Origin of the sequence: Cellulophaga baltica, from assembly GCF_018861125.1 — a bacterium.
In the GTDB taxonomy this organism is placed as follows: Bacteria; Bacteroidota; Bacteroidia; order Flavobacteriales; family Flavobacteriaceae; genus Cellulophaga; species Cellulophaga baltica_A.
Genome location: NZ_JAHKQN010000013.1, coordinates 35160 through 47991 on the forward strand (window position 1 = coordinate 35160; position 12832 = coordinate 47991).

A 12832-nucleotide genomic window follows, 5' to 3' on the forward strand; every position below is an offset into this window, starting at 1 on the left:
TAATAGCTCTTTTGTTTATTAAGGAGAAAAATTACTTTTTCCTCATAAAAACAGAAATTGGAACTCCGTTAAAATCGAAATTTTCACGAAGTTTATTCTCTAAGAAACGTTTGTATGGCTCACGTACATACTGTGGTAAATTACAGAAAAATGCAAATTGCGGGTATGAAGTTGGTAATTGCGTACAGAATTTAATTTTCACGAATTTACCTTTGTAAGCTGGTGGCGGATTGTTCTCTATAATAGGAAGCATCACATCATTAAACTTACGTGTTTGTATTTTTCGGCTTCTACTTTCGTAAACCTGAACCGCAGTTTCAATTGCTTTAAAAATACGTTGCTTAGTTAATACGGATATAAAAATAATAGGCACATCTGTAAATGGCTCCATTGCTTTTTTAATCTTCTCCGTATATTGTTTCATACTATTGGTTTCTTTATCCTCAACCAAATCCCATTTGTTGACTAAAACAACAATACCTTTATTATTACGCTGTGCTAACCAAAATATGTTTTGTACTTGCCCATCAAAACCACGAGTGGCATCCAATAATAAAATACACACATCAGCATGTTCAATAGCACGAACAGAACGCATTACTGAGTAAAACTCTAAATCTTCTTTTACTTTAGCTTTTCTACGAATACCTGCTGTATCTACTAAATTAAATTCAAAACCAAAACGATTGTATTTTGTATCAATACTATCACGTGTAGTACCTGCTACATCTGTTACAATATAACGCTCCTCACCTATTAAAGCATTTATAAATGATGATTTACCTGCATTTGGTCTACCTACTACAGCAAAACGAGGCAACTCATCACTAGTATCTTCTTCTTTTTCTGGTAACACCTCAACAAGTGCATCTAACAAATCACCTGTACCACTACCATTTGTACTAGCAATAGTATAATAATCACCTAAACCAAGTGCATAAAATTCAACTGCATCTTCAGCTCTTTTTGAATTATCTACTTTATTTACCGCTAATAAAACTGGTTTTTTAACACGACGAAGTAGTTTAGCAACATCTTCATCCATACCTGTTACACCAGATTCTACATCAACCATAAAAATTATGGCATCAGCTTCATCAATAGCTAATTCTACTTGCTTATCTATCTCAGCTTCAAAAACATCATCACTTCCTTTTACATAACCTCCCGTATCAATTACTGAAAATTCACGACCATTCCAGTCGCTTTTTCCGTAATGACGGTCACGCGTAACACCACTAACAGCATCAACAATAGCTTCTCTACGTTGAATTAATCGGTTAAAAAAAGTTGATTTCCCTACATTAGGTCTCCCTACAATGGCTACAATAGCACTCATACTTTGATATTTTGTGCAAAAGTACTATTTAAAATTAAAGAAAATACTATGTTTTTATTTACAATACTATTGATTATTAAAAGTTTACCCTTTTCTGATGGATTTAAGCATAAAAAAATCCTTGAATAATTGTTATCCAAGGATTTAATTCAAACTTATATAGAAGTTTATCGGCTAAAACTAGCCTTGATTGTAACCAAAACGTTTTAACTGGTTAGTATTACTACGCCAATTTTTATTCACTTTCACATAAAGCTCAAGATGCACTTGTTTGTCAAAAAACTTCTCTAAGTCTTTTCTAGCCTCAACACCAACTCTTTTAAGTGCGCTACCTTTATGACCAATAATAATTCCCTTTTGAGAATCACGCTCAACCATAATTACAGATCTCATTCTAATAATCTCTTCATCTTCAAAAAATTCCTCTGTATCAATTTCTACTGAATACGGAATTTCTTTTTTATAGTTTTGTAGTATTTTCTCTCTAATAGTTTCGTTAACAAAAAAGCGTTCTGGCTTATCTGTCAATTGGTCTTTAGGGTAATAAGGTGGTGCAACAGGCAACAATTCAATAATACGGAAGAAAACTTCTTTCACATTAAAGTTTTGCAATGCACTAATTGGGTGTATTTCTGCGGTTGGTAATTGTTCTTGCCAGTATTGTACTTGTGATTCTAATATACCTTGTTCAGATACATCAATCTTGTTTAATAATAAAAGAACTGGAATTTTAGAGTTCTTTAATTTTTCAAAAAAGCGCTCATCTTTTAAAGCTTTCTCCCCTATTTCAACCATATAGATTAAAATGTCAGCATCTTCAAAGGCCGATTTTACAAAGTCCATCATTGAAGATTGCAATTCGTAGGCCGGTTTTATTATACCAGGAGTATCAGATAATATTGCCTGAAAATCATCTCCGTTTACAATTCCTAAAATACGGTGTCGTGTTGTTTGTGCTTTTGAAGTGATGATTGATAATTTTTCACCAACAAAAGCATTCATCAAGGTTGACTTACCTACATTAGGGTTTCCAATAATATTTACAAAACCAGCTTTATGATCTGCCATTCTACTTTTTTATCATTTTAAAAGGCAAAGATAGTTATTGTGGCGCTACTTAGTTTAAAACAAAGCCTAAAATTAAATACAACACTGTAGTAATCACGCCTCCAATTAACGCATAAGGCAATTGAGTGTTCACATGATCTATATGATCACTTGCTGATGCCATTGAAGATATTATTGAAGTATCTGATATTGGAGAACAATGATCACCAAAAATTCCGCCACCTAAAGTTGCTGCAATAACCAAAGTTATTTCCGCATCATGAACCTCAGCCATTGGTATTGCAATAGCCATCATAATCGCAAAAGTACCCCATGATGTACCTGTTGAAAAAGCTATAAATGAACTGATAATGAAAATAACAGCTGGTAAAAACTGCGGAGACAACCATTCTCTTGACCAATTCGCAACAAAATCACCCGTACCTAATTGATTACATGCATCACCAATTGCAAATGCCAATAACATTAAAAGAGCTAAAGGCATTAATTCACTTATTCCTTTTAAAACCAAATCAATCATTTCTTTGGTTTTCATTATTTTTTGAGAACGATACATAACCATCGCAATCAAAATAGCGGTTAAAACTGCATATAATACTGATGAAGAACCTGAGCCATTACTAATAGCATTAAATGCATGGTCAAAAAAAGAAGTTGAATTTTCAACCGCATCCCAACCTGTATAAATTAAATTTATAGGCATCATAAAAACCATAGTTGCCAAAGGAACTATCATATTATATGCCTTTGCTTCTATCCCTTCTTTAGGTGGTAATGAAGTAACCTCACTTGAAAGCATCGGTTTTGAATTATCATTTAATAACTTGCCCGTTTCTCTAGTTCTTTTTTCTGCCTTGGCCATTGGACCAATATCTTTTTTAGTAAGAATAACAATTACAACTATTAAAATGGCTAAAATTGGATAAAAGTTATAGGCTATTGATGAAAGCATTAAGCCAAACGGATTTTCTAAACCTTGCGTTACGATTAAACCCATTATAAAAGCTCCCCAAGCATTAAAGGGAATTAATATTGATGATGGAGCTGAACTAGAATCGGCTATATATGCCAATTTTTCTCTTGGTATTTTTAATTTATCAAAAACAGGACGGTACAAAGTACCAACAGTTAGTGAACTTATACTTGTTTCAACAAACAATAATAAGCCTGTAACTAATGCTAATATTTGAACTATTACTCTACTATACCCTTTTTGTTTGTTTTCAAAATAAAGAATTACTTTATTTAATTGATTTATAAAACCTTCAACACCTCTTGAGTATTGAATAAATAAGAGCAACGCACCCACCAATGCACTAAACATAATGGTTCTTGTATTTCCTTCTGACTTAAAAACATTCACCATACCCTCAATCGCCGCTAAGGTTCCTGTTAGAAAATTCCAGTCATTAATTATTAACCATGAAAACCATATACCAAAAAGAAGTGCGATGTAAACCTGCTTTGTTTTTAATGCTAAAATTATTGCTATTACTGGCGGTAGTATTGACAACAAACCATAGTTTTCCATATAAAATACTCTAAAATAATAAATGACTTAAAAATCATTACAAAATAGGAAGATTTTATAGATATCTACGCTATTTGAAAGTGTAAAAAACACTAAAAATAAAATTTATAAAAATTTAATGAAATAGATTTGGAGATGTAGAATAATTGACTATCTTTGCAGTCCGAAATAATACAGTCAGCATTATGAACTGAAAGTTAAGTTGATTATTTTGGAAACGCAAACCGCGGGATAGAGCAGTAGGTAGCTCGTCGGGCTCATAACCCGAAGGTCACTGGTTCGAGTCCAGTTCCCGCTACTAGTAAAATTAAGCCTTTCAAGAAATTGAAAGGCTTTTTTTATACTTTGGGTACAACATAGGTACAACATTCTGCTATTTTCCTTTACCTAATTGAGATTATCACTATTTGCCATTAAAAGCGGTCGAATACTATTATTTAAGCGTTACTTTCCTAGATTTTCCAACTCAAACCGCAGGGAATCAGTTTATTTAAAGTGGAACGCAGCGAATTAAAATATTGTTAATCCGAATAAAAACTGTTAATTTTTTGTAACTTTGTTTTAGATATGAAAGAAGTATTCCATAAAATATTGTCAATTTCGATGGCTTTTGTAGTGTTATTCTCTACGATGTCGTTCACTATTGATATGCATTATTGTGGAGATAATATGGTGGATTATTCTTTTTTTCATAATGTAGAAACTTGTGGAATGGAAAAAGCACAGTTAGCTTCTAACTGTGAAAATCCAAAAATGTCTAAAAATTCTTGCTGTTCAGACGAACAAATAGTTCTTGAAGGACAGGATGATTTAAAAAATAATTTTAGTACGCTTACATTTGAACAACAAGTTTTTGTTGCATCATTTATTTATTCTTACATTAATCTTTTTGAAGGAACAGCATCTAAAGAAGTTCCTTATACAGATTATTCCCCCCAGTTTGTCAAACGGGATGTGCAAGTCTTGCACCAGACATTTTTAATTTGATTTATTAGACAGTATTAAATGCGCCCAACGATAACTATCGTTTTGGGCTCAACTTGTTGTATTTGCTTTTCTGTATTCCAGAATGTCAAATCTTTCATAACTGTTTAATTATCAAACCATATGCTTAATAAAGCTATCAAATTCCTTATCGAGAATAAGCTCGTAGCCGTTTTAATGCTCACCCTATTTGTAGGTTGGGGTATTGTAAATGCACCCTTTAGTTGGGAAACTGGTTTTCTACCTTCAAATCCCGTGGCTGTAGATGCTATTCCGGATATTGGCGAAAATCAACAAATTGTTTTCACAAAGTGGCAAGGTCGTTCGCCACAAGACATTGAAGACCAAATTACCTATCCTTTAACCACTTCATTGCTTGGTATTCCTGGAGTAAAAACGATTCGTAGTTCTTCTATGTTTGGTTTTTCCAGTATCTATATCATTTTTGAAGAAGATATAGAATTCTATTGGTCACGTAGTCGGATTTTAGAGAAGCTAAATTCACTGCCTGCAAATTTACTGCCAGATGGCGTAAATCCTGCTTTGGGTCCTGATGCCACAGGTTTGGGTCAAATATATTGGTACACCTTAGAAGGGCGTGATGAAAATGGAAATGTAACTGGCGGTTGGGATTTGCAGGAACTACGCAGTATTCAAGACTACTATGTAAAATATGCACTTTCTGGTGCAAGTGGGGTTTCAGAGGTTGCTTCGATAGGTGGTTATGTTCAGGAATATCAAGTAGACGTGAATCCTGAAAAAATGCGTCAGTACAAAATTGGTTTGAACCAAATTGTAAAAGCCGTAAAAGAAAGTAATCAGGATATAGGTGCGCAAACATTAGAAATTAACCAAGCTGAATATCTAGTTCGTGGTTTAGGCTATGTGAAGTCTATTGAAGATATAGAAAATGCAGTTGTTTCTTCTGAAAATTTCACAGCATTACGTATTAAAGATGTGGCCAATGTTACACTTGGACCAGCAACAAGACGTGGTATTCTAGATAAAGAAGGAGCGGAAGTTGTAGGTGGTGTCGTTGTTGCTCGTTACGGTGCAAACCCGATGGAAGTCATCACTAATGTAAAAGAAAAGATTGATGAGCTTAAAGGCGGTTTGCCCTCAAAAGTACTGGCGGATGGTCGCACATCTCAACTCACTATAGTTCCATTTTATGACCGTACAGAGCTTATTGAGGAAACACTAAATACGCTCAACGAGGCATTAACGCTAGAAATTTTAATAACCATTTTGGTTATCATCATAATGGTCTTCAATTTAAGAGCTTCTATCTTAATTTCTGGGTTATTACCTGTAGCTGTACTGATGGTTTTCGTAACAATGAAGCTATTCGATGTAGATGCAAATATTGTAGCACTTTCAGGTATCGCAATTGCAATTGGAACAATGGTCGATGTAGGTGTCATACTAGCCGAAAATATGATAAGGCATATAGATGATGAAAAATTACGCCTTAATGAAAATGGTAAGGAGTACACCATAAACCAAATTATCTATAATGCTACTGCTGAAGTCTCAGGAGCAATCTTAACAGCTGTACTTACCACTATTATAAGTTTCGTTCCTGTATTTACGATGATAGGCGCTGAGGGAAAATTATTTCGTCCACTTGCTTTTACAAAAACGATGGCATTATCGGCATCTTTAGTAATTGCGTTATTTATAATTCCGCCATTAGCAGCTTACTTATTTAAGAAAAAGAACATCAAAAACTCGTTCAATTATGTATTGAATAGTTCACTTATTGTGGTTGGTGCTATAGCAATAGTTTATGGGTACTGGTTAGGCTTGATTTTAATTGCATTTGGTATTACAGCAATATTAACTATTAGAAATACACTTTCTAAAAAGCGAGCAAACCTTATAAATATCATAATAGCATCAGTTGCTATTGTGATTTTGCTAGCAACATACTGGCGTCCATTAGGATTTGATAGAAGTATCATTCTCAATCTAATATTCGTGTCTATTATATGCTTCGGAATTTTAGGAATATTCTCAGTTTTCAGAAGATATTACAGTCAGATTTTAAAATGGGCATTAGCTAATAAATTACTATTTCTTATCATTCCTGCAACTGTCCTTATTTCTGGTGCGTGGATAATGAATAACACAGGAAAGGAATTTATGCCATCACTTAACGAAGGTTCGTTTCTTTTAATGCCTACTTCGTTACCACACGCTGGTGTAGAAGAAAATAAGCGCGTATTGCAACAATTGGATATGGCAGTTGCCACCATCCCTGAAATTGAAACGGTAGTGGGAAAATCTGGTAGAACGGAATCTGCGCTTGACCCTGCACCACTTTCAATGTATGAGAATATGATTCAGTACAAATCTGAATATATGCACGATGCAAAAGGTAAAAAGCAACGCTATAAAGTAAATGAAGATGGACTCTTTATCACTAAAGACGGTAATTTTGTTATCAATCCTAATACAGATATTGACAATGAAAATGCAACCTATGACACATCAAAATTAAGAGACCCATTTACTATTCATTCTAAACATTTAGTTGAAGATGAAGATGGTGAATACTATCGTAACTGGCGACCTAAGATTAATAGTCCTGATGATATTTGGAACGAAATTGTGAAGGTTACTAAGTTTCCAGGTGTGACTTCTGCACCAAAACTGCAACCTATTGAAACCAGACTCGTAATGCTGCAAACAGGAATGCGAGCGCCTATGGGAATCAAAGTAAAAGGTCAAGATTTAGGGCAAATAGAAGCATTTGGATTGCAACTTGAAACTATTCTAAAACAAGCGGAAGGCGTAAAAGAACAAGCTGTTTTTGCAGACCGTATTGTGGGTAAACCCTATTTGTTAATCGATATTAAACGCGAACGATTAGTGAGATACGGCATGTCGATTATGGATATTCAGCAAATATTGCAAGTAGCTGTTGGCGGAATGCCTCTTACCCAAACTGTTGAAGGTCGTGAGCGCTATGGTATTCGTGTACGTTATCCACGAGAATTACGTGGTAATCCAGATGACCTTAAAAAGATTTATGTTCCAGTAGAAAAAGGCAGTCCTGTACCGTTAGGCGAGTTGGTAGATATTCGTTACGAGCAAGGGCCACAAGTCATTAAAAGTGAAGATACTTTCTTAATCGGATACGTGTTATTCGATAAACTTGATGGTTTTGCCGAAGTAGATGTTGTAGAAAATGCACTGGCATTATTTAAACAGAAAATAGATGCTGGCGAACTAACTGTTCCCAAAGGAATCAGTTATCAATTTACGGGAACATACGAAAATCAGTTGCGAGCAGAAGAAACACTTTCAGTCGTAGTTCCATTAGCTCTAGCTATCATTTTCTTGATTTTGTATTTCCAGTTCAAATCTGTTTCTACTTCACTTATGGTCTTCACAGGAATCACGGTAGCTTTTGCGGGTGGTTTCATTATGATATGGTTATATGGCCAGAATTGGTTCTTCAACTTTAGTTTTTTTGGAGAGAATATGCGTGACTTATTCAATATGAAAACTATCAATTTAAGTGTGGCTGTTTGGGTTGGATTTATCGCATTATTTGGTATTGCTACCGATGATGGTGTGGTAATGGCGACCTACCTCACGCAAACTTTTGACCGTGATAAACCTACGGATAAAAAAAGCATTAGACATTCAGCATTAGAAGCTGCCGAAAAACGAATCCGCCCTTGCCTAATGACAACGGTAACCACCATTCTTGCCTTACTTCCTGTATTAACATCCACAGGAAAAGGAAGTGATATTATGATACCAATGGCTATCCCAATTTTTGGAGGAATGGTGATTGACATTACGTCCTATTTTATTGTACCAGTATTGTACAGTTGGAGAGAAGAAATAAAATTAAAAAGAGCAAACAAATGAAAAATATAAAAATCATTATCTGTGTTTTGTTTGTTTCCGCTTTCGCGAAAGCACAACAATTACAATCCTATATTCAGGAAGCAGAAAGTAATAGTCCAGAGATTCAAGCTTATAATCTTCGTCACAATATAGCTGAAGAAAAAGTAAATGAAGCTGACTGGATTCCAAATACTGAATTTAGCGCAGGCTATTTTGTAAGTGAGCCTGAAACTAGAACAGGAGCGCAACGCGCACGATTTTCGGCAAGACAAATGTTGCCTTGGTTTGGTACGATTACGGCTAGAGAAAATTATGCTAGCTCAATGGTAGATGCAGAATATGTAGAAATTGTTATTGCGAAACGTAAACTAGGACTTTCTGTTTCTCAATCATATTACTTACTGTATGACATTAAGGCTAAACAAAAAGTACTTAAAGAGAATATTCAATTACTAAAAACCTATGAAAAACTGGCACTTACTTCTGTAGAAGTTGGAAAAGCATCCGCAGTAGATGTGTTGCGATTACAGATTAGACAAAATGAATTGCAACAGCAAAAAGAAGTATTAGAGGAAGCATACTTAGGAGAGCAGACCACTTTTAATAAATTACTTAATCGAGATAAATCTACGTTAGTAACTGTCATTGAAGAACTTTTGTTCCCTGTCGAAAATATCGTTTATGCAGAAAACGCCTTAACGCTTAATCCAGAGTTGCTTAAATATGACAAACTCTACGAATCCATAGCGCAATCAGAATTATTGAATCAAACTGAACGCAATCCTATGATTGGTTTTGGGTTGGATTATGTGCCGGTTTCCGAGCGACCTGATATGAGTTTTAGCGATAATGGGAAAGATATTTTTATGCCGATGGTTTCGGTCACTATTCCCATTTTCAATAAAAAGTATGATTCAAGAAGTAAGCAGAACGAGTTGAAGCAATTAGAAATAACAGCTCAAAAAGATAACCGCTTAAATGTTTTAGAGTCTGCTTTCGCGAAAGCGATATCACAACGCAATCAAGCTCGGATTAAATATGAGACACAAGAGAAGAACTTAAAACAGGCAAATGATGCCGAAGAAATTCTTATCAAGAATTATGAAACGGGAACTATCGATTTTAATGATGTGCTTGACATACAGGAACTACAATTGAAGTTTCAAATCAATCAGATAAGTGCTATAACAACATACTATGCGCAAAGTGCGGTAGTCAATTATTTAATAACTCAATAAACACAAAACAATGAAATATTTTAAATCAATTTTAGTGGCAATGATAATAATTGCAACAGTTACAATGGTCTCTTGTAAAGACAATAAAACTGAAACAAAAGCAAAGACAACTACCGAAAAGCAGGGTGCGGAATACACATCTGTTTATGTATGTCCTATGCATTGTAAAGATAGTGGTAGCGATAAAGAAGGCACTTGTGGTACGTGCGGAATGACGCTTGTAAAAAACGAAGACCATAAAGCAAACGGTCATAAACACGAATAAATATTTTTAAAAGAATAGAAGATGAAACACACCTTTCACATACACGGAATGACCTGTAATGGTTGTCGAAATCACATAGAGCAAACACTTTCTAAAGTGGAAGGTGTTACTAATGTTTCGGTAAATTTAGAAAAAGCTGAAGCATCTATTGAAATGGAATCTCATATTCCTATCGAGACATTTCAAAAAGCAATGCAAAATGATGGTGGTTCTTATAGCATACATAAATTGGGAGAGCATCATAAAGCGAACAAAACCAAAGAGGAAAAGTCTAAAGGCAAAGGAACGGGAATATTTTATTGCCCAATGCATTGCGAAGGCGATAAAATCTATGATAAATCTGGCGATTGTCCTGTATGCGGAATGGATTTAGTAGAAGAACAAAATTTGTCAACTACTTCATCTGAGCAATGGACGTGTCCGATGCATCCAGAAATTGTTAAGGATGAAGCTGGAGCTTGTCCCATTTGCGGAATGGATTTAGTACCTATGCAACCAGACCTTTCCGCAGAAGAGAAGACCTACAAGAAGTTACTCAAGAAATTCTGGATAGCAGTAGCTTTTACGTTACCTATTTTCTTAATCGCAATGAGCGAGATGATTCCCAACAATCCATTATACGATGTAATGGAGCAAAAATCGTGGAACTGGATTCAGTTTGCACTTTCAATCCCTGTCGTGTTTTATGCTACTTGGATGTTCTTTGAACGTGCCTATAAAAGTATAATAACGTGGAATCTAAATATGTTCACTCTCATCGGTATCGGTGCAGGTGTCGCTTGGTTATTTAGTGTATTTGGTATGTTGTTTCCAGATTTTTTCCCTGAGCAATTTAAAACAGAATCTGGTGCAGTTCACGTCTATTTTGAAGCTGCAACTGTAATACTTACCCTTGTATTGATGGGTCAAGTTTTAGAAGCAAGAGCACATAGCAAAACTAATTCGGCTGTAAAAGAATTGTTGAAACTCGCACCCAATAAAGCGATGCGTGTAGTTAATGGCAATGAAGAAGAAGTTTCCATAGACCAAATTCAAAAAGGAGATATCCTTCGAGTTAAACCAGGAGATAAAATTCCCGTGGATGGTGCAATTACAGAAGGCCATACCACTGTAGACGAATCAATGATTTCAGGCGAACCCATTCCTGTAAATAAAATCGAGGGTGATAAAGTAAGTAGCGGAACTATTAATGGTAATCAATCCTTTTTAATGAAAGCTGAAAAAGTAGGTAGCGACACGTTGCTTTCTCAAATCATACATATGGTAAACGATGCTAGTCGTAGTCGTGCACCTATTCAAAAACTAGCAGATACTGTTTCAGGATATTTTGTGCCTGTGGTCGTGATTATAGCTTTATTAACTTTTGGTGTTTGGGCAATTTGGGGTCCAGAACCAGCCTATGTCTATGCACTTGTAAATGCTATTGCGGTATTGATTATTGCTTGCCCTTGTGCTTTAGGTTTGGCAACACCAATGTCTGTGATGGTAGGTGTTGGTAAAGGTGCTCAAAATGGTGTGCTCATAAAGAACGCCGAAGCCTTAGAGAAAATGGACAAGGTAGATACTTTGATAGTTGATAAGACAGGAACGATTACTGAAGGAAAACCTACCGTAGAAAAAATGGGTTCGTTCAATGATTCATTTTCTGAAAGTGAAATAACCCAACTTATAGCTTCTTTAAATAGTTCTAGTGAACATCCACTTGCCGAAGCTACCGTGAAATATGGTAGGGAACAGAATATCGAAATATCAAAAACCGATAATTTTAGTGCCGTAACAGGAAAAGGTGTAGAGGGAACGGTTGAAGGTAAAAAACTTGACTTAGGAAATGCAAAAATGATTGAATATGCAAATGCAACGATTTCATCAGAAAAGGAAGCCAAAGCGCAATCTTTTCAAAAACAAGGAAAAACCGTTTCCTATCTGGCAGTAAATGGCAGTGTAGCAGGGTATGTGGTCATAGGCGATAAAATTAAAGCTACGAGTGCTAAAGCAATCAAAGAACTTCAGGACAAAGGCATATCAGTAATAATGCTTACAGGCGATAATCACGACACAGCGCAAGCGGTAGCAAGTGAGTTAAATCTTAAAAATTTTAAGGCAGGAATGTTACCTGAAAACAAACTTGAAGAAGTCAAGAAATTACAAGAACAAGGTCACATTGTGGCGATGGCAGGTGATGGAATCAACGATGCACCCGCATTAGCAAAAAGTGATGTAGGTATTGCAGTGGGTACAGGAACAGATGTCGCTATTGAAAGCGCTATGATTACTCTTGTAAAAGGAGATTTACACGGAATTGTAAAAGCTAGAAATCTAAGTGATAAAGTAATGCAAAATATAAAGCAAAATCTGTTTTTCGCTTTAATATATAACACACTTGGTATACCCATAGCGGCAGGGGTTTTATTTCCGTTTCTCGGAATTTTATTGTCGCCTATGATTGCAGCATTAGCAATGAGTTTTAGCTCGGTTTCGGTAATCGTAAATGCCCTTAGACTTAAAACAAAATCAATAAATTAAAAACTAAAAAACCATTAGAA

8 protein-coding genes and 1 tRNA gene are annotated in these 12832 nt (G+C 35.3%); 6 read left to right on the top strand and 3 right to left on the bottom strand.

Annotation, left to right across the window (positions count from 1 at the left end; all coding sequences use genetic code 11):
* Positions 1-31: 31 nt before the first annotated feature.
* From der to KO500_RS02935, 3 genes are all read right to left on the bottom strand, one after another.
* On the bottom strand, positions 32-1339 hold the full coding sequence (der, locus tag KO500_RS02925; protein ID WP_215955007.1) for a ribosome biogenesis GTPase Der: 1308 nt from the start codon (positions 1337-1339) through the stop codon (positions 32-34).
* 180 nt (positions 1340-1519) lie between these two features.
* Positions 1520-2407: a GTPase Era gene (gene era / locus KO500_RS02930; RefSeq protein WP_215955008.1), complete on the bottom strand. Its 888-nt coding sequence runs from the start codon at positions 2405-2407 to the stop codon at positions 1520-1522.
* A 49-nt stretch (positions 2408-2456) separates the two neighbouring features.
* Positions 2457-3938: a Na+/H+ antiporter NhaC family protein gene (locus KO500_RS02935; protein ID WP_215955009.1), complete on the bottom strand. Its 1482-nt coding sequence runs from the start codon at positions 3936-3938 to the stop codon at positions 2457-2459.
* Positions 3939-4163: 225 nt separating this feature from the next.
* On the opposite strand from KO500_RS02935, the gene KO500_RS02940 reads away from it, so the two are divergent.
* The 6 genes from KO500_RS02940 to KO500_RS02965 all read left to right on the top strand — a co-directional run bounded on the left by KO500_RS02940 (position 4164) and on the right by KO500_RS02965 (position 12812).
* Positions 4164-4236: transfer RNA gene (locus tag KO500_RS02940), tRNA-Met, on the top strand.
* Between the two features lie 269 nt (positions 4237-4505).
* The gene (locus KO500_RS02945; protein WP_215955010.1) at positions 4506-4925 is read left to right on the top strand and encodes an HYC_CC_PP family protein; all 420 of its coding nucleotides are present in this window, start codon (positions 4506-4508) and stop codon (positions 4923-4925) included.
* A gap of 120 nt (positions 4926-5045) precedes the next feature.
* On the top strand, positions 5046-8807 hold the full coding sequence (locus KO500_RS02950; RefSeq protein WP_215955011.1) for an efflux RND transporter permease subunit: 3762 nt from the start codon (positions 5046-5048) through the stop codon (positions 8805-8807).
* Positions 8804-10024 (top strand): TolC family protein, encoded by a 1221-nt coding sequence (locus KO500_RS02955; RefSeq protein ID WP_215955012.1) that lies wholly within the window; start codon positions 8804-8806, stop codon positions 10022-10024. The genes KO500_RS02950 and KO500_RS02955 overlap by 4 nt, the downstream gene beginning before the upstream one ends.
* 10 nt (positions 10025-10034) lie before the next feature.
* Positions 10035-10289 (top strand): heavy metal-binding domain-containing protein, encoded by a 255-nt coding sequence (locus tag KO500_RS02960; RefSeq protein ID WP_215955013.1) that lies wholly within the window; start codon positions 10035-10037, stop codon positions 10287-10289.
* Positions 10290-10310: 21 nt separating this feature from the next.
* The gene (locus KO500_RS02965; RefSeq protein WP_215955014.1) at positions 10311-12812 is read left to right on the top strand and encodes a heavy metal translocating P-type ATPase; all 2502 of its coding nucleotides are present in this window, start codon (positions 10311-10313) and stop codon (positions 12810-12812) included.
* The last annotated feature ends 20 nt before the right edge of the window (positions 12813-12832 follow it).

What these genes read in the sequence shown, in the direction of transcription:
- KO500_RS02945 (WP_215955010.1), top strand. Translation starts at nt 4,506, where the DNA reads ATGAAAGAAGTATTCCATAAAATATTGTCAATTTCGATGGCTTTTGTA.
- KO500_RS02960 (WP_215955013.1), top strand. Translation starts at nt 10,035, where the DNA reads ATGAAATATTTTAAATCAATTTTAGTGGCAATGATAATAATTGCAACA.
- KO500_RS02935 (WP_215955009.1), bottom strand. Translation starts at nt 3,938, where the DNA reads ATGGAAAACTATGGTTTGTTGTCAATACTACCGCCAGTAATAGCAATA.
- KO500_RS02955 (WP_215955012.1), top strand. Translation starts at nt 8,804, where the DNA reads ATGAAAAATATAAAAATCATTATCTGTGTTTTGTTTGTTTCCGCTTTC.
- era (WP_215955008.1), bottom strand. Translation starts at nt 2,407, where the DNA reads ATGGCAGATCATAAAGCTGGTTTTGTAAATATTATTGGAAACCCTAAT.
- der (WP_215955007.1), bottom strand. Translation starts at nt 1,339, where the DNA reads ATGAGTGCTATTGTAGCCATTGTAGGGAGACCTAATGTAGGGAAATCA.
- KO500_RS02965 (WP_215955014.1), top strand. Translation starts at nt 10,311, where the DNA reads ATGAAACACACCTTTCACATACACGGAATGACCTGTAATGGTTGTCGA.
- KO500_RS02950 (WP_215955011.1), top strand. Translation starts at nt 5,046, where the DNA reads ATGCTTAATAAAGCTATCAAATTCCTTATCGAGAATAAGCTCGTAGCC.